This is a genomic window from Cupriavidus sp. SZY C1 (assembly GCF_032190535.1).
GTDB classification, from domain to species: domain Bacteria; phylum Pseudomonadota; class Gammaproteobacteria; order Burkholderiales; family Burkholderiaceae; genus Cupriavidus; species Cupriavidus pauculus_C.
Genome location: NZ_JAUANU010000003.1, coordinates 59,587 through 77,149, shown reverse-complemented (window position 1 = coordinate 77,149; position 17,563 = coordinate 59,587). Strand labels below are relative to the sequence as shown.

At 69.1% G+C, this 17,563-nt stretch carries 12 protein-coding genes; 7 read left to right on the top strand and 5 right to left on the bottom strand.

The window, feature by feature from the left end:
• The first annotated feature begins 36 nt into the window (after positions 1–36).
• From QTN24_RS06655 to QTN24_RS06640, 4 genes are read left to right on the top strand one after another with little or no spacing between them, the layout of a single operon-like run.
• A complete protein-coding gene (locus QTN24_RS06655) occupies positions 37–783 on the top strand; it encodes a response regulator (RefSeq protein ID WP_124686388.1) in 747 nt (248 codons plus the stop codon).
• Positions 780–2,162, top strand: coding sequence for an ATP-binding protein (locus QTN24_RS06650; protein ID WP_313835970.1), 1,383 nt, complete (start codon positions 780–782; stop codon positions 2,160–2,162). The genes QTN24_RS06655 and QTN24_RS06650 overlap by 4 nt, the downstream gene beginning before the upstream one ends.
• Positions 2,159–3,349: a chromate efflux transporter gene (chrA, locus tag QTN24_RS06645; RefSeq protein WP_313835968.1), complete on the top strand. Its 1,191-nt coding sequence runs from the start codon at positions 2,159–2,161 to the stop codon at positions 3,347–3,349. Before QTN24_RS06650 ends, chrA begins: the two co-directional genes overlap by 4 nt.
• Positions 3,350–3,362: 13 nt before the next feature.
• Entirely contained in the window at positions 3,363–4,028 is a 666-nt protein-coding gene (locus QTN24_RS06640; protein ID WP_313835967.1) for a DUF2459 domain-containing protein, read from the top strand.
• 54 nt (positions 4,029–4,082) lie between these two features.
• On the opposite strand, the gene katG is transcribed toward QTN24_RS06640, so the two are convergent.
• Positions 4,083–6,236, bottom strand: coding sequence for a catalase/peroxidase HPI (gene katG, locus QTN24_RS06635; RefSeq protein ID WP_313836376.1), 2,154 nt, complete (start codon positions 6,234–6,236; stop codon positions 4,083–4,085).
• A gap of 1,026 nt (positions 6,237–7,262) precedes the next feature.
• Here katG and QTN24_RS06630 point away from each other — a divergent pair.
• The gene (locus QTN24_RS06630; protein ID WP_313835966.1) at positions 7,263–7,577 is read left to right on the top strand and encodes a hypothetical protein; all 315 of its coding nucleotides are present in this window, start codon (positions 7,263–7,265) and stop codon (positions 7,575–7,577) included.
• 120 nt (positions 7,578–7,697) lie between these two features.
• Here the strand turns inward: QTN24_RS06630 and QTN24_RS06625 are convergent, their stop codons facing one another.
• Entirely contained in the window at positions 7,698–8,774 is a 1,077-nt protein-coding gene (locus tag QTN24_RS06625; RefSeq protein WP_313835965.1) for a porin, read from the bottom strand.
• A gap of 307 nt (positions 8,775–9,081) precedes the next feature.
• On the opposite strand from QTN24_RS06625, the gene QTN24_RS06620 reads away from it, so the two are divergent.
• Positions 9,082–11,613, top strand: a complete 2,532-nt coding sequence (locus QTN24_RS06620; RefSeq protein ID WP_409558987.1) for a penicillin-binding protein 1A — start codon at positions 9,082–9,084, stop codon at positions 11,611–11,613.
• Between the two features lie 628 nt (positions 11,614–12,241).
• Here the strand turns inward: QTN24_RS06620 and QTN24_RS06615 are convergent.
• From QTN24_RS06615 to QTN24_RS06605, 3 genes are all read right to left on the bottom strand, one after another.
• The gene (locus QTN24_RS06615) at positions 12,242–13,033 is read right to left on the bottom strand and encodes an EAL domain-containing protein (RefSeq protein WP_313835964.1); all 792 of its coding nucleotides are present in this window, start codon (positions 13,031–13,033) and stop codon (positions 12,242–12,244) included.
• A gap of 159 nt (positions 13,034–13,192) precedes the next feature.
• On the bottom strand, positions 13,193–14,482 hold the full coding sequence (locus QTN24_RS06610; RefSeq protein ID WP_313835963.1) for a DUF1501 domain-containing protein: 1,290 nt from the start codon (positions 14,480–14,482) through the stop codon (positions 13,193–13,195).
• A 26-nt stretch (positions 14,483–14,508) separates the two neighbouring features.
• Positions 14,509–16,089: a DUF1800 domain-containing protein gene (locus QTN24_RS06605; protein ID WP_313835962.1), complete on the bottom strand. Its 1,581-nt coding sequence runs from the start codon at positions 16,087–16,089 to the stop codon at positions 14,509–14,511.
• 357 nt (positions 16,090–16,446) lie between these two features.
• Here QTN24_RS06605 and QTN24_RS06600 point away from each other — a divergent pair, with 357 nt between their 5' ends.
• On the top strand, positions 16,447–17,535 hold the full coding sequence (locus QTN24_RS06600) for a substrate-binding domain-containing protein (RefSeq protein ID WP_124686379.1): 1,089 nt from the start codon (positions 16,447–16,449) through the stop codon (positions 17,533–17,535).
• Positions 17,536–17,563 lie beyond the last annotated feature (28 nt).

Genomic DNA, 17,563 nt, shown 5'->3' with positions numbered 1-17,563 from the left:
CGGCCGGCGCAAACCTTCGGCCCCCATCCCTGCCAGATGAGAATCCTTATCGTTGAAGACGACCCCATGCTCGGCGATGGCCTGCATCGCGGACTGAAGCTGATGGGGCATGCCGCGGACTGGTTCCGCACGGCGGCCGAGGCCGACCGCGCCATCGCCGCCATGCATTACGACGCCGTGCTGCTGGACCTGGGCCTGCCCGACGAGGACGGCGTGACGATGCTGCTGCGCTGGCGCAACCAGGGGCGGCATACGCCGGTGGTCATCCTGACCGCGCGCGACGCCGTGCAGGACCGCATCGGGGGGCTCGACGCCGGCGCCGACGACTACCTGATCAAGCCGGTCGACCTCGACGAACTGGCCGCGCGGCTGCGCGCCGTGTCGCGCCGGGCGGCGGGCATGCTGGAGCCGGTCTGGCGCCACGGCCCGCTCGAATACCATCCGGCCGCGCGGCTGGCGGTCTGGCACGGCAAGTCCGTGGACCTGACCAGCCGCGAGTCGATGCTGCTGGAACTGCTGCTGACCCATCCCAACCGCGTGCTGACGCGCGAATTCCTGCGCGACAAGCTCTACGAATGGGAGAAAGGCTCGGAGAGCAACACGCTCGAAGTCCATATCCATCATCTGCGCCGCAAGCTCCATCCCGGCATCGTCCGCACGCTGCGCGGCGCCGGCTATACGCTGGGCACGGTGGATGCGCTGGCGGCACCGGCCCCGGACGCTGGCGAAGCGGGTGACAGTGGCGACCATGGCGACGGTGGCGCCGGCGGGGCGCCCGCATGACGCTGCAACGGCGGCTGATCCTGGTCGTCCTGCTGACCGTCTTCCTTGCCTGGGTGGTAACCAGCGTGCTGGTCTTCCGCAACGCGCGGATGGAAGTCAACGAACTCTACGACACCGCGATGGTGCGCATGGCCCAGCAGATGCAGGCCGTGCTGCCGCTGGTGCAGCCGGGTGCCATCCACCAGCCGCCCCCGGGCGGCTACGGCACCGGCAATGCCGAGGTGGGCGATCTTGGCGCGGCCGGCCTGGGCGACCTGGCGATTGCCGCGTGGCGCGCAAACGGCGAGCCGCTGCACATCGACCCCGACGGCGACCGCCTGCCCCGCCTGCCGCAGGTGGCCGGCTTTACCGACCGCACGCTCGACGCCCGCGCATGGCGGCTGTACTACCTGGAAGACCCCGTGGACGGCTGGCGCGTCTGCGTCGGCCAGTTGATGGCCGAGCGCGAGGAACTGGTGGTGGCCTACCTGCAGGCGCAGGTGCTGCCGTGGGCGCTGGGCCTGCCGCTGCTGACCATGCTGCTGATCCTGGGCATCCGCCGCATGCTGCGGCCGCTCACCGACATCTCGCAGGCCATCGCCACGCGCGCGCCGGGCGATCCCACGCCGATTGCCGCGCATGGCGTGCCGCGCGAGCTGATGCCGCTGGTCCAGGCGATGAACCGGCTGCTGGACCGCGTGTCGGCCCTGCTCGAACATGAACGCCGCCTGACCGCCGATGCCGCGCACGAGATGCGCACCCCGCTGGCCGCGCTCAAGGCGCAATGGGACGTGGCGCGCCGCTCGGCCGATGCGGACGAACGCGCGCAAGCCGCCGTCAAGGTCGAGGCCGGCATCGACCGCCTGAGCCACCTGGTGTCGCAACTGCTGACGCTGAGCCGGCTGGAGGATGACACCACGTCGCCCGCCCGCGCGCCGGTGGACTGGCGCGAGGTATCGCGGCAGGTGCTGTCCGATTGCCTGCTGCTGTCCGAGCGCCGGCAGGTCGACATGGAAGTGCTCTGGCCGGCGGACGGCCGCCCGCCGCTGGACGTCTGCGGCGACGGCACGCTGCTCGGCACCCTGCTGCGCAACCTGATGGACAACGCGCTGCGCTACGGCCCGGCCGGCTCGGTCGTCACGCTGGCGTTCGAGCCGGACCGCATCGTCGTGGCCGACCGCGGGCCCGGCGTCGACCCCGCGCATATGGAACGGCTGGGCCGGCGCTTCTTTCGCGGCGGGGGCCAGCAGGAACAAGGCACGGGGCTGGGAATTTCGATTGCGCGGCGCATTGCCGAGCTGCATGGCCTGACCATCGACCTTGCCAACCGCCCGGCTGCCGACGGCACAGGACTGGTGGCAACGATCCGGCCCGCCACCATGGGGAGAAACAAGCGTTGAGCGCCGTCTGGGAAGTGTTCGCCGTGTTCCTGCGCCTGGGCCTGACCTCGTTCGGGGGGCCGGTGGCGCATCTGGGATATTTCCGTACCGCGTTCGTGGCGCGGCGGGGCTGGCTCAGCGAGGCGGCGTATGCCGATATCGTCGCGCTGTGCCAGTTCCTGCCCGGGCCGGCCAGCAGCCAGGTCGGCATGGCCGTGGGGCTGTCGCGCGCGGGCTATGCGGGCGCGCTGGCGGCGTGGATCGGCTTCACGCTGCCGTCAGCCGTGGCGCTGATCCTGTTTGCCTATGGGCTGTCGCACTTCGGGCAGGCCGTGCCGGCCGGTGCGCTGCACGGGCTCAAGGTGGCGGCGGTGGCGGTGGTGGCGCAGGCCGTGTGGGGCATGGCGCGGTCGCTCTGCCCCGACGCACCGCGCCTGACGATGATGACGCTGACGGCGATCGTGGTCGCCATCGCGCCCTCGCCGGCCTGGCAGGTCGGTGCGATGGTCGTGGCCGGGCTGGTGGGCGCGCGGCTGTTTCGCACCGCCCAGGCCGCGCCGCACGAGCCGTTGTCGGTGCCGGTCAGCCACGGCTTTGCGGTGCTGTGCCTGGCCGTGTTCGCGGTGCTGCTGGTGGGCCTGCCGTTCGCGGCACGCGAATCGGGCAGCCATGCGCTGGCGCTGGTCGACGCGTTCTACCGCGCCGGCGCGCTGGTGTTCGGCGGCGGCCACGTGGTGCTGCCGCTGCTGCAGGCCGCCGTGGTGCCGCCGGGCTGGGTCGACAACGACACGTTCCTGGCCGGCTACGGCGCCGCGCAGGCGGTGCCCGGCCCGCTGTTCACGTTCGCGGCCTTCCTGGGCGCGGCCAACACGCTGGCACCGAACGGCTGGGCTGGCGGGGCGCTCTGCGTGCTGGCCATCTTCGCCCCGTCGTTCCTGCTGGTGTTCGGCGCGCTGCCGTTCTGGGAACGGCTGCGCCGCCAGCCGGCCACGCGCGCGGCGCTGGCCGGTGTCAACGCGGCCGTGGTGGGTCTGCTGCTGGCCGCGCTCTACCAGCCGGTCTGGACCAGCGCTGTGCAGGGCCCGGCCGATTTCGCGCTGGCGCTGCTGGCGCTGACCGCGCTGACGGCGTGGCGTGTGCCGCCGTGGGCGGTGGTGGCGGGCTGCGCGCTGGCCGGGTGGGGATGGCAGGCGGCGGGGTTCGCCTAGCCGGCAGCCAACGATGCGCGGCGTGCGCCGGTTCATCCTCGCAGCGGGCACGGGCGTGGCGATCACGCTGGCGGTGGCCGGGTGCGGCGTGGCGCCGGCCGCGATGGCGTCGCCACCGGCCGCCCGCATCGCGGTGGTCGAGCAGGACTGGCACACCGACGTCTGCCTGCGCACGGCCGACGCCGACGCCCCGCTGCAACGCCTGGCGGCCGGCTATCGCGACCCGATGTTCCTGTGCTTCGGCTTTGGCGACCGCCAGTACTTATTGGACACCGCACGCGGCCCGCTGACGCTGCTGTCGGCCCTGCTGCCCGGCGACGGCGCGATCCTGCTGACGCTGCTGCGGGACACCCCGGCCGCCGCGTTCGGCGCCGACAAGGTCGTGGAACTCGACATCGACGCGCCGGGCCTGGACCGGCTGCGCGCGTTCCTGACCGACGCCGTGCGCACCGACGATGCCGGCGCGCCACGGATGCTCGGCGACGGCCCGTATCCAGGCGGCCGCTACTTTGCCGCGACGGCGCGCTACAACGGCTTCTACACCTGCAATACCTGGACGGCCGACGCGCTGCGCGCGGCCGGCATTCCGATGCAAGGGCCGGTGCTGTTCGCGGGCGGCGTCATGCGGCAGGTGCGGGCGGTGCGGGCAACACAGACGGGAAGCGAAACGGCCCCCTGACAGGGGGCCGGCGAAAGCCCGATCCGGGTGGATCGGGCAGGCGGGACAGGCAGATCAGCTGCGATCGAAGCGGTCGAGGTTCATGACCTTGACCCAGGCGTTGACGAAGTCCTGGACGAACTTCTCCTTGCTGTCGTTCGAGCCGTAGACCTCGGCCACCGCGCGCAGCTCGGCGTTCGAGCCGAACACGAGGTCGACCGGCGTGGCCTGCCAGCGGACCTTGCCCGTGGCGCGGTCCTGGCCTTCATACAGGCCCGGCTGCTTTGCCGACTTCGACCACTTGGTCGACTGGTCGAGCAGGTTCACGAAGAAGTCGTTGCTCAGCGTGCCGGGACGATTCGTGAACACGCCGTGCTTCGACCCGCCGGCATTGGCGTCCAGCGCGCGCAGGCCGCCCACCAGCACCGTCATCTCGGGCACCCGCAGGTTCAGGTAGCTGGCGCGTTCCACCAGCATCTCGGTGGGCGCGCGGTGGCTCTGCTTGCCGTAGTAGTTGCGGAAGCCGTCAGCCACCGGCTCCAGCACCGAGAACGACTGCACGCTGGTCTGTGCCGCCGAGGCGTCCATCCGGCCCGGCGTGAACGGCACCTTGACCTTGTGGCCGCCCTTGCTGGCCGCTTCCTCCACGGCCGCCGAGCCACCCAGCACGATCAGGTCCGCCAGCGACACCTTCTTGCCGCTGGCCTGCTGCGCCGTGTTGAAGTCCGTCTGGATCGCCTCCAGGCGCTTGAGCACCTTGGCCAGTTCCGCCGGGTCGTTCACGGCCCAGTCCTTCTGCGGGGCCAGCCGGATCCGCGCGCCATTGGCTCCGCCGCGCATGTCGGTCACGCGGAAGGTGGCGGCCGACGCCCACGCGGTGCGCACCAGTTCCGGAATCGTCAGGCCCGACGCCAGGATCGTGGTCTTGAGCTTGGCCACGTCGTTGTCATCGACGAGCTTGTGGTCGACCTTGGGGATCGGGTCCTGCCAGATCAGGTCTTCCTTGGGCACCTCGGCGCCCAGGTAGCGCGACTTCGGCCCGAGGTCGCGGTGCATCAGCTTGAACCACGCGCGGGCGAAGGCGTCCTCGAACTCCTTGGGGTTCTCCAGGAAGCGCTTCGAGATCTTGCGGTACTCGGGGTCCATCTTCAGCGCGATGTCGGTCGTGAACATCATCAGCTTGTGGCGCTTCTTGGGGTCGTGGGCGTCCGGCACGAAATTGGCGCTCGCGTTGTTCTTCGGCACCCACTGGATCGCGCCGCCCGGGCCGCGCGTGGTTTCCCACTCGAAGCTGTAGAGCCAGGTCAGGAATTCGTGGGTCCAGCGCGTCGGGTTGGTCGACCAGGCGCCTTCCAGGCCGCTGCTGACCGTATCCACGCCCTTGCCCGTGCCGCACTTGCCGGTCCAGCCCAGGCCCTGCTCTTCCAGCCCGGCGGCGGCGGGCTCCTTGCCCACGCAGCCGGCCGGCTTGTACGCGCCGTGTGCCTTGCCGAAGGTGTGGCCGCCGGCGATCAGCGCGACGGTGTCCACGTCATCCATGCTCATGCGGCCAAAGGTCTCGCGGATTTCCTTGGCCGATGCCAGCGGATCGGGCTTGCCGCCCGGGCCTTCCGGGTTCACGTAGATCAGACCCATCTCGCTGGCCGCCAGCGGCTTTTGCAGCGCGCCCTTGGCGTCGGTGCGCTTGTGGGCCAGCATCTTCTTCTCCGGGCCCCAGTTCACCATCTCGGCTTCCCAGTCATCGACCCGGCCGCCGGCGTAGCCGAACGTCTTGAAGCCCATTTCTTCCAGCGCGACGTTGCCGGCCAGCACCATCAGGTCGCCCCACGAGATCTTCTTGCCGTACTTCTGCTTGATCGGCCACAGCAGGCGGCGGGCCTTGTCCAGGCCAACGTTGTCGGGCCAGCTGTTGAGCGGCTCGAAGCGCTGCTGGGCGCCGTTGGCGCCACCCCGGCCGTCGAACGTCCGGTAGACGCCCGCGCCGTGCCAGGCCATGCGGATGAAGAACGGGCCATAGTTGCCGAAGTCGGCCGGCCACCAGTCCTGCGATGTCTTCATCAGCACCGCGATGTCACGCTTCACCGCCTGCAGGTCGAGCGACTTAAACTCTTCGGCGTAGATGAACGCCTTGCCCATCGGGTCCGACTCGGCCGAATTGAAGCGCAGCGGGCTCAGGTCCAGTTGTTCGGGCCACCAGAAGCTGTTGGGCGTCACGTCGGTCTTGGCCATCAGCGGCGTGGTGGCCAGCGCGGCAGACACCGCCACGGCGAGCATAGAAACTCTTAATGTTTTTCCGATGTTCATTGAGGAAATGACTCCTTGTAGTGGGTTGCAATTGCCGCTGCCGCCACGCAAATGAATCCATATGCGACGGCGATGCCCTGCGATCAGCGCGGGATATATCGTTGATTTCCTATTCGACTTCTGCAGATACCGGATCTGAAATGGGAGAAGCCAAGGCGACCGAACGGAAATGTTCTCGCACTCTACGAGGGCCCACGAATTGGAGCCATTCAATGATTTCAATGAAGCAAATTACCCAAATCAATTGGAAAGAGACGCGACAAATCGATGCGGTCTTGTGGTATTGCCCGCCAACCCAATGGATACAAGGGTTTAAGGCCAGATAACCGCCTTATCCTCGGCTGAATAGGGACGCCATTTCTCCCTCGTTATCCCCAGATCGACCGATTTCCGACAAATAATCCGAACATGATTATTGACGGTTATCAATTGCAACGTTTTGGTGAGAAGTTTCTGATGCGCCAGATACACAGTTCCTAAATGCTATCGGAAATGCAAGCGCAAACAGCCGGCCGGAGAGACCGGTTATGGCAAATGGAGAACGGGATTTTCCGGCGGACCCGCCGAAGGAATGGGCTACGAATGCGACGCCCGAAGGGCAAGGCGGAAAAACAAGTAGAGCCGTCCTGACAGACGGCCCTACGTCCCCGCGTACTTTGCTGCAATTCGCCGCCTGCCCACCCTGGTGCCTCTGTGGGCGGCCATGGGCGATGTCTGGCAGGCTGGCGAGTCGGCCCGGCGGCAACCCCTCCGGTCGCTTTCTGTTCCCGACTTGTTCAGCGGGGCCGACGAGATGACATTCTGACGATGAAATATTTCGGAAATAAGAAGCGCGAAGGCACGTTACCGCACAAATGTCCGCAATCACAGACAAAGGCAACTTTCGCGGCGTCATTCAATCACTAGAATGAATCGGTCGATTCAGTCCAGTCACCCCTCACCGGAGCCGCGATGAAGCGCCAAACCCATGTCGTAACCGAGACCACGGCCGACGGCCTGGCCGCCCTGATCTACCACATCGCCCACGGCGCCAGCCAGGGCCAGCTCGACCCGGAGTTCGTGCGCAAACTGTGCAAGCGCGTGGACAAGGAAATCGAGGCCATGGAAGATGCCGACAAGCTGACGGCGCCCGACCGCGAGCGGCTGCAGCACGCCGTGTCGACGCTGCGCAATACCGCCGATGCCGAGGAAGGCGCGTTGCTGACGCGCGCGCTGGAACGGCTGCGCTCGGTAGACGGGCAGGCCGCACGGTCCGCCCCAGCCTGACGCCGGGCCAGATCCAGCCCCCCAAAGCAGAACGCCCCTCCTCCCGCCAAGTCGGGTGAGGGGCGCTTTGTTATCCGGCAGGGGCGGGGGGAAAGGCCCCGTCTGCCGGTGTCTCCCTGCTTAGAAGCGGTGACGGATACCGACGACGGCGCCGGTCTGGTTCGAACCCGGAACGACCGGGGCCGAGCTGCTCATCGACAGTGCCGACGTGCCCTTGTTCTTCGTGTAGCCAACGTTCAGGTAGGCGTCCGTGCGCTTCGAGAACGCGTAGTCGGCCGACAGCACGAACAGCCACGGGTCGTTGCCGCTGTTGTGGGTGTCCGTGTAGTAGGCGGCGCCCGTCAGCGACAGGGCCTGCGTCACGCGGTACAGGCCGCCCAGCCAGTAGACGTTGTTGCGCACCGAGGCGGTCGTGGCCGAGGCCACGCCGTCATCACGCATCCAGCGGTAGCCGGCGAACACCTTGGCCACGCCCAGGTCGTACGAACCGCCAACGGCCCAGCGCTTGACGGCGCGGTCGTCGGTGGCAACCGTGTTGCCCTGGTACTGGTCGTAGGCGGTGCCGATCGAGAACGGGCCGGCGTTGTAGGCCAGGCCGGCGCCGAAGTTGCGGCCAACCTTGTAGTTGCCCGGCACTTCGGTGCTGTTGGCGACGGTCGAATCGCGGCCCGTGCTGTAGAAGGCCGTGGCGGTCAGGCCGCCGAACTTGCCGGTGTACTTCAGCGCGTTGTCGGCGCGGCCGTTGAAGGCCGAGTCAACCGAGTTCAGCGAGTACTTCGGGCCCACGCCCATCGGGTCGTAGGCGCCGAACAGGTCGTACAGCGAGTTCTGCTGGCGACCCAGGGTCACCGAGCCGAACGTGCCTTGCAGGCCCACGAAAGCCTGGCGGCCGAACAGGCGGCTGCCCTGGCCCGACGTGCCGGTATCGATGTCAAAGCCCGACTCCAGCGTGAAGATGGCCTTCAGGCCGCCGCCGAGGTCTTCGGCGCCGCGCAGACCCCAGCGCGAACCGGACATGTTGCCCGAGCTGACCATGGCCTTGCTGCCATTGGCCGCGGCGGTACCCGAGTGGTTGGCGAATTCGATACCGGCATCGGCGATACCGTACAGCGTCACGGAGGTGGAGGACTGTGCCGACGCCACGCCGGAGAGTGCGCAGGTACCCGCGGCCGCCAGGGCAAATAGTGCTTTCTTCACTGTGAGTTCTCGTATTTGTTAAGACATTGAGATGCTTCCCGCCCACCAGCGTCAGAATCTGACCTGCGCGAACGCGCTGCCGGATTTCGAAACGATGGCCTCTGGGTGCGGGCGAATTGTTTCAGGGAATTATGAAAGCCATGTGTCTGTTGCGTCTCAGCAACGGTGGCCGATGCCCCACGTTGGGGGGAAGCGGGCGCGGCGGCCCTGCAGAATTCGGGTTTTCCCGACCCGCCTTTTGGTAGGATGCACACTTTTCTTGAACGGCATTTGACAGGTCCGTGACGGTGCGCGCGCCGGACCTGCCATGCCCGCGTCAATGTCCCTGCCCGACTACACGACCCACATCGCCCCCCGGCTGGCCCGGCTGCGGCAGCATCTGCGCCGCCCGAGCCGGCGCACCGTGCTGCTGGCCCTGGCCGGGCTGCCCGCCCTGCTCCTGCTCTATGTCCTGCTGCTGGTGCCGTTCACGCCAGGCATCAGCGACATCCGCAAGGCCAAGTCCGAGCAGCCGGCGCAGGTGCTGTCGGCGGACGGCAAGGAACTGGCGGTCTACCGCTGGGCCAACCGCGACTGGGTCAAGCTGGCCGATATCTCGCCCAATGTGGTCAATGCGCTGATCGCCACCGAAGACCACCGCTTCTACCAGCATTTCGGGCTCGACTGGCGCCGCACGGCATCGGCGGCGCTGCACACGTTCTCGGGCGACCGCCAGGGCGGGTCGACGATCACCCAGCAGCTTGCGCGCAACCGCTATCCGGACGACATCGGCCGGGCGCCCACGCTGACGCGCAAGCTCAAGGAGGCGATCACGGCGCTGAAGATCGAGGCGCTCTATTCGAAGGACGAGATCCTTGAGACGTACCTGAACACGGTGCCATTCCTGTACAACGCGTTCGGCATCGAGATGGCCGCCCGGACCTACTTCGACAAGCCGGCGGACAAGCTGGACGTGCTGGAGGCCGCCACGCTGATCGGCATGCTCAAGGGCAACAGCTACTACAACCCCGTGCTGAACCCGCAGCGCGCGCTGGAGCGCCGCAATATCGTGCTGGCGCAGATGGTCAAGCGCGGCAAGCTCGACGCCGCCCGCTACGATCAGCTCAAGAAGCGCCCGCTGCGGATCGACTTCGAGCGCCAGGTGGAGGAACCGGGCCCGGCCGCCCACTTCGCGCAGCAACTGCGCAAATGGCTGATCGCCTGGGCTGACCGCAACGACTACAACCTCTACACCGACGGGCTGGTGGTCCACACGACCATCGATTCGCGGCTGCAGGCCATGGCCAACCTGGCCGTGGCGCGCCAGGGCAACCAGCTCCAGTCGATTGCCAACGCGGCCTGGGCGCCGCGCGCCGGCTGGGCCGAGAGCCGCGCGCTGGTGCAGCAGTTCGTGCGCGAGACCCCGGAATTCCGCGCCGCCGTGGCCGGCGGCCAGCCCGAGGCCGACGCGCTGCAGCACCTGATGCGCGACAACACGTTCATGCAGGCACTGCGCCAGAGCAAGACGCGCGTGCAGGCCGGTTTTCTGGCGATGGACCCCGTCACCGGCGAAGTCCGCGCCTGGGTAGGCAGCCGCGATTTCACCGTGGACGCCTTCGACCACGTGGCGCAGGCGCGCCGCCAGCCCGGCTCCACGTTCAAGCCGTTCGTCTACGGCGCCGCCTTCGCCAACGGCCAGAGCCCCGACGAGACGATCATCGACCAGCCCGTCGAGCTGAAGCTGGCCGGCGGCGAGATCTGGCGCCCCACCGACGAATCGCCCGCCACGGGCCGCGCCATGAGCCTGCGCGACGGCCTGGTGTATTCCAAGAACACGATTACCGCGCAACTGGTGCAGACCGTCGGCGCCGACCGCGTGGCCCGCCTGGCCCGCGCGATGGGCGTGCGCGAGAGCAAGCTGGACGAGGTGCCGTCCCTGGCGCTGGGCACGAGCCCGGTGTCGCTGAAGGAGATGGTCAGCGCCTACGGCTCCATCGCCAACGGCGGCCAGTACCTGGCGCCGACCATGATCACCAGCATCGCCGACCGCGACGGCAACGTGCTGGCCCGCTTCCACCCGGCATCGCCCGAGCGCGCGCTGTCGCCGGCCGCCAACGCCACGCTGCTCGACGTAATGCGCGACGTGGTGGACCGGGGCACCGGCACGGCCATCCGCACGCGCTACGGCATCCGCGCCGACGTGGCCGGCAAGACCGGCACCACGCAGGACAACGCCGACGGCTGGTTCATCCTGATGCACCCGCAGCTGGTGGCAGGCGCATGGGTCGGCTTCAATGACAGCCGCGTGACACTGCGCAGCGACTACTGGGGCCAGGGCGCCCACAGCGCGCTGCCGATGGTCGGCGACTTCTACCAGCGCGCCCTGCGCGGCCGCATCATCGACGCCCGGGCCCGCTTTGCCGAAGTCGACCAGCGCACGTGGTACTCGGGCCTGACCGATTCGGTACGCGGCTGGTACCAGAAGCTGTTCGCATCCGACACGCCCGACGAAACGGTCCCGACGCCACGCCCGGCGCCCCGCCGCCCCGTGCTGCCCGCCACCGACGCCGACGCCATGCCCCCGGCATCGGCACCGCCCGCCACGACCGACAACGGCATGGCGCTCGATCCAGGCGAAGTCGTGGAAGCCGCGCCTCTAGCGGGTCAGGATGGTGCGGGGAATGGCGAGGCATCAGCGGTGCCAGCCGAGCCGGCGCCGGCGGAGATGGGGGTTGGTGGTGGTGGCGCTGGTGGTGGTGGTGGTGGTGGTGGTGGTGGTGGTGGTGGTGGTGGTGCTGGTGCCGGTGCTGGTGCTGGGGCCCCGCCGTCGTCCGGCGCATCAGCGCCCGCACCACTCTGATCGGCTCGCAGCCTCAGCCATCACCGCCGGTTAGCTCCCCTCTCCCGCGCGCGGGAGAGGGGCTGGGGGTGAGGGCGTTGCGTGTCTGCTTGCCGATCAACGTCGCATTTTGATCCGCCGACCCTCACCCCCGACCCCTCTCCCGCAGGCGGGAGAGGGGAGAAAGACAGGGCTCGCGGCTTCAGCCATCACCGCCGGTGTGGCTCCCCTCTCCCGCAACGCGGGAGAGGGGTTGGGGGTGAGGGCGTTGCGTGTCTGCTTGCCGATCAACGTCGCATTTTGATCCGCCAGCCCTCTCCCCCGCCCCCTCTCCCGCAGGCGGGAGAGGGGAGAAAGACAAGAACCATCAGCCTCAGCCATCACCGCCGGTGTGGCTCCCCTCTCCCGCGCGCGGGAGAGGGGTTGGGGGTGAGGGTGTTGAGTGTCTGCTTGCCGATCAACGTGGCACTTTGAACCGCCGGCCCTCTCCCCCGACCCCTCTCCCGCAAGCGGGAGAGGGGAGAAAGACAAGAACCATCAGCCTCAGCCATCACCGCCGGTGTGGCCCCCCCTCTCCCGCAACGCGCGAGAGGGCGGAAAACAAAACCCGCACCAGCATCCATCACTGACGTATCCCCCGCCGCCGCCCCTACTTCGCCACCCGCAATCGCCCCCGATGCAGCGCGCGCAGCGCCGCATCGGACAGCGTGAGCGGGGGCTCTGGCGATGGGCGGGCCAGCAGGTAGCCCTGGGCGAAGTCGATGCCGAGGTCGCGGCAGACCACGAGGTCGTCTTCCTGTTCGATGCCTTCGGCGATCAGGCGCGTGCCGGACGTGCGCGCGAGCTTGCATAGCGCCTGCAGCGCCTCGCGCTGGAATGGCGACGCGGCCACGCCGTCGATGATGACGCGGGCGATCTTCACGTAGTCGGGTTTCAGCGCGATCCACTGGCCCAGGCTGGCATGGCCGGTGCCGTAGTCGTCCAGCGCGAACTGCGCGCCGCGGCTGCGGATCGAGAACACGGCCTTGGCCAGCGATTCCAGCGGCCCCAGCGGGGCCTGTTCGGTCAGCTCCAGCACGATGCGGTCCGACGGCAGCCCCTGCGTCTGCAGGAACGTCCGCACCTCGTCGCGCGTGTCCTCGATGTCGCGCAGCGAATCGGCGCTGTAGTTCAAGAACAGCTTGCCGGGCAGCCGCGACGCCATGAACACGCCGATCGACACGCGCGCGGCTATCCGCTCCAGTTCGACGTGGCAGCCGGCGCGGGCGGCCTCGGCGAACAGCGCCACGGGGCTTTCCAGCGCGGTGCCGGCCGGGCCACGGATCAGCGCCTCATATCCGAAGATGTCGCCCGTCACGAGCGAGCCAATCGGCTGGAAAACCGGCCGCAGCAATCGGTGTTCGAGGCAATCGGCAATGGATGGCGTCAGGGGTCGCGACAAGGCTTGCACTCAAACTGGCTGGGAATCGTGTTGTACGAATCAGGCTATGGGCAGATGCCACTCCCACTGCAGGAGTATCGGCATTGCCCGCACCGACTTGAGTGCAACCGCGTACTGCTTTGGGAGGGTGCCCCGCCCCTGCCGCCCCCGGCCAGCCCCTCAGACCAGCCCCAGATCGCGCGGCCGGCTGCCCGGAAACACGCGCGTCAGACGCGCCTCGTCCAGCCCGTACAGCCGCGCGAACAGGCCGCCCAGCACGGCCCGGTAGTCGTTGAGCACCGGGTAGTCGCGCCCCTGGTTGAGCGTCGATGGCGCCACGGCCGCCTGCTCGCCCACCAGCCGTCCGCCGCGCACGTTGCCGCCGGCCACCCAGTAGACCGTGCCGTGGCCGTGGTCGGTGCCGCGCGTGCCGTTCTCGCGGAAGGTGCGGCCGAATTCGGAGATCGCCACCACCGTGGTCTGGCGCCACGCCGGGCCCATTTCCTCGGCAAACCCGGCGATGCCCCGGCCCAGGTTGTCCAGCAGGCCGGCCAGCTGGCCCTGCGCGCCGCCCTGGTTGACGTGGGTGTCCCAGCCGCCGACGTCGATAAAGCCCAGGTTGAAGCGGTCGCGCATCAGCCCGGCCATGCGGCGCGCTTCCTGCTCGAAGCCCCGGGCGCTCAGCGCGCGCCGGCTGGCCGCCTGCATTTCCTGCATCCGTCCGGCCATGGTGTCGCCGCCAGCGCGCATGGCCGCGTCATGGCGCCGCATGGCCTCGGCCTGCTCGGCCACGGTCTGGCGCAGCTCGAAGCCTTCGGCAATCAGTGACTCGAAGCGCGTGCCCGCGTACATGCGGGCGATGGCCTGCGTCTGCCGCGCATCCAGCGGCGCGCGGCCGTTGCCCTTGAGCGAGACGTTGGGCACGTTGACGGCGCCGGACAGCACCATCGGCAGCCCATCGGTGAACGCCACCGGCGCGGCCTGCCCGCCCATGGCCTGCGTCAGCCGGTTCAGGAAGCCGCTGCCCTGCGGCACGCCGCCGCCGTGGCCATCGCCGCCCTGCCCGGCCTCGATGCTGTCCTGGGTCTCGAAATGGCTGCGCGACAGGTCGGCGGTGCCCGCGAACGGCACGGCGGCCAGTTGCTGGCGCTGCCACATCGGCAACAGCGTAGCCCCCAGCGCGGGATGCAGCGCCCAGCCGTCCACGCCCAGCGGCAGCGCCGCCGACGGGTCGGGCGCAGCACCGGGCGGCACCGGCGGGCGGATGGCGATGGTCGGCCGCGACGCCTGGTAGAAATCGTTGCCGGCCGGCACCAGCACGTTGGCGGCGTCGTAGCCGCCGCGCAGGAATACCAGCAGAAAGCGGGCGTCGGCCTGCGCCGGCAGCGCGAACACGCGCGATGTCACGGCCGGCAGCGCCAGCGCGATGCCCGCGTGGCCCATGGCCTGGAGCCAATGGCGTCGATTCATGGTCATGTCTCCTGTCGTGCCGTGCGCTACCGCTGCATCCATTCCGGCGAACTGAGCAGCACCGCGTTCCATTCGGGCTGCGATCCGGCCTGCGACAGCGCCTGCCGCGTGGCCGGCCCCAGCGTGCCCTCGACCAGCGTGTAGAACACGCGGTTGTTCGGCATCGGGAAACCGCGCTGTGCCGACGGCTGGCCGCTTTCGTCCTGGAACAGCCCCGCCGGCCCGCTGCCGATGGCGCGCGCGATCTCGAAGCGCTTCACGAGCTGGCCCGAACTGGCCCACGCGCTCTCCGTGAGCGGATAGCCGTCGGGCGCCACGTGGCCGTACAGCGGCTCGCCAAGCTGGTTGAGCCAGTTGATCACCGGGCGCAGGTTGGTCACGGGGCGGCCGTCGTACGCCAGCCGCATCGACGACACCACGAACACCATCGGGTCCTTGAACTTGCGCGCGCCATCGGCCGCCGCGCGGTCGAACCAGCTCGATCGGAACATTGTGCGCAGCACGGCGGCGATGTCGCCGTCGGTGCGGGTGAAGGTATCGGCCATCTGCCCCACAAGCTGCGGCGGCGGGTTGTCGGCCACGAAATAGGTGGCCAGCCGGGTCGAGATGAAGCGGGCCGTGGCCGGGTCGCGCGCCAGGATCGCCACCGCCTGCTCCACCTCGGCAAAGCCGGCCGGCGCGATGGCATGGCCCAGCAGCGTCTTGGGCCCGAAATCGTGCCGGTTCGGATTGAACTCGAACAGGCCGTCCGCGCGGTACAGCGCCGCGCGCGCCGGCGCCAGCCGGGGCGGCTCGCCCCGTGCGTTGATGCCGAGCCCGGTCAGCACGCGCGCCAGCTCCTGCACGTCCTGCTGCGTATAGCGCGACCCGCTGGGCCCGCCCGCCACGCCCAGCGTATGCAGCTCCATCAGCTCGCGCGCGTAGTTCTCGTTGATGCGGTTGGCGCTGCTCTGGGCGTTGTCGAGGTATTCGAGCATGGCCGGCGCGGTCACCGTGGCCATCAGCAGGTCGCGGAACTTGCCCAGCGCGTGCGGCCGGATGGCCCGCGCCTCGAAGTCGGCCAGCGCGTAGCGGACCTGCCCCTTGCCCGCGTAGACGTTGAAATGGTTCATCCAGAACCACGTCATCTGCTCGCGCAACTGCGCCGGCGAATACAGCGCGCGCAGCAGGTGCCGGCGCGCGGTGTCCACCACCAGCTCGCGGCCCTGCCGGTTCAGCGCCTCGCGCGCCTGCTGCTTCGCGTCATCGTCGGGCAGCGTCTGGATGCGCTGGCGCTCGGCGCGCAGCGCCTGCGTCCGCTGCAGCGCGTCGCCCCCGCTGACCGGCAGCGCGGCGATGGCGGCCGCCAGCGGCGGCGGATCGGCAAGCGGCATCGCAAGCTGTTCGTCGAGATAGCGCTGGCGGCCGATGGCCTGCAGATGCGCGGCGCTGGCCTGGTCGGCGCCGAAGCTGACGGTGTTCAACCAGCGCAGGTCCGCCGCGGTCAGCGGGCCCCCGCCGCCCGCCTGATCGCCGGTGGCGCACGCGGCCAGCAGGCAGGCCGACACCGCCAGCAGCGCCAGGCGGCCCGTGGCGCGGGCGCGCCAGCCAGATCGTCGGTCAGTCATGAGCGTCCTTGTCTCGTTGCCGCATCGTCGGCATCCCGGTTTGACGTTCGCCACGCCGGATGGTTGACCGCGCCCCGCCCCGACTCTGTTACGAAAGCTTTCCCATCCGGGTAGCGGCCGCGCGCGCATCCGCCAACAAGACCTTCAGCGCCGCCCCCAAGACCGCGACATAGCCGGCGCCGGGCCTGTCATCGGCCCGTCACAGAGCGGCCCGACAATGCGCGGCATGACACAGGCGCGGGAGCGCTGCGGCGCCGGATTGCGGCGGTGCAGCAGATTTATTCCTTGACGCCTGATTTTTCGGCGCTTCAATGAAAACGTTTTCATCCGAAGTGCGCTATCCGAAAAGAGGAATGGATGCCCGCAACCCGTCGCGCCGCACTGCCGCCCCGCCTGGCGTCCGCCGAACCCGGCCAGGGGGTCACGCTGGCCGACGTGGCGCTGGCCGCCAAGGTGTCGCTGGCCACCGCGTCGCGCGTGTTCAGCCACCCCCAGCTTGTACGCGAGGCCACGGCGCAGCGCGTGCATGAAGCCGCGCAGCGGCTGTCGTTCCGCCCCAACCTGCTTGGCGCCAAGCTGCGCGCCCAGCGCACGCGGATCATCGGCGTGATGCTGCCCACGCTGGACAACGCGGTGTTCGCCGAATGCTGGCGCGGCATCGAGGAATCGGCCATGGCGGCAGGCTACTCGCTGATGCTGGTCACCAGCAACTACGACCCAGCCCGCGAGACCGAGCGCGTGGAATACCTGCTGCGCCACCGCGTGGACGGCATGGTCCTGACCGTGGCCGACGCCAGCGACAGCACCGTGCTGGACCAGCTGGACCGCGAATCGGTGCCCTACGTGCTGGCCTACAACCAGGTGCCGGCGGAAGGCGCCGTGGCCGGCCGGCATTCGGTCTCCGTCGACAACCGCACCAGCGCCTGCGAGGGCGTCAACGCGCTGATCGCCGCCGGCCACCGCCGCATCGCGGTCATTTCGGGCGCGTTCACCGCGTCGGACCGCGCGCGCCAGCGCTTTGCCGGCTATGCCGACGCCATGCGCGCGCACGGCCTGCCGGTGCTCGATCCAGTCAACCTGCCGTCCCACACCGCCAGCAACGCCGCACAGATCCGCGCGCTGATGGATGGCGGCCAGGCGCCCACCGCGTTCTTCTGCACCAACGACCTGCTGGCGATCGGCGTGATTTCAGACCTGAAGCGCCTGGGCCTGCGCGTGCCGCGCGACGTGTCGGTGCTGGGCTACGACGGCATCGCGCTGGGCGCGCTCGTGGAGCCGCCGCTGGCCACCGTGGTGCAGCCCAACGCCGACATCGGCGCGCACGCCATCGGCGAGCTGCTGCAGCGGCTGGAAGCCGTGCCGCCCGCCGCCAACGGCCACGCCACGCTGCTGCCGCATGCGATACGAATCGAGGGCACCGTCAGTGCGCCCGCAATGCCTGCCTGATCCAACCACCGGTCCGACTCGACCGACC

Bases quoted from the DNA above. Each gene is read 5' to 3' on its own strand.
- katG (WP_313836376.1), bottom strand. From the start codon at position 6,236: ATGGCCAAGACCGACGTGACGCCCAACAGCTTCTGGTGGCCCGAACAA.
- QTN24_RS06655 (WP_124686388.1), top strand. From the start codon at position 37: ATGAGAATCCTTATCGTTGAAGACGACCCCATGCTCGGCGATGGCCTG.
- QTN24_RS06630 (WP_313835966.1), top strand. From the start codon at position 7,263: ATGAAGCGCCAAACCCATGTCGTAACCGAGACCACGGCCGACGGCCTG.
- QTN24_RS06650 (WP_313835970.1), top strand. From the start codon at position 780: ATGACGCTGCAACGGCGGCTGATCCTGGTCGTCCTGCTGACCGTCTTC.
- QTN24_RS06620 (WP_409558987.1), top strand. From the start codon at position 9,082: ATGCCCGCGTCAATGTCCCTGCCCGACTACACGACCCACATCGCCCCC.
- QTN24_RS06605 (WP_313835962.1), bottom strand. From the start codon at position 16,089: ATGACTGACCGACGATCTGGCTGGCGCGCCCGCGCCACGGGCCGCCTG.
- QTN24_RS06600 (WP_124686379.1), top strand. From the start codon at position 16,447: ATGCCCGCAACCCGTCGCGCCGCACTGCCGCCCCGCCTGGCGTCCGCC.
- QTN24_RS06610 (WP_313835963.1), bottom strand. From the start codon at position 14,482: ATGAATCGACGCCATTGGCTCCAGGCCATGGGCCACGCGGGCATCGCG.
- QTN24_RS06640 (WP_313835967.1), top strand. From the start codon at position 3,363: ATGCGCGGCGTGCGCCGGTTCATCCTCGCAGCGGGCACGGGCGTGGCG.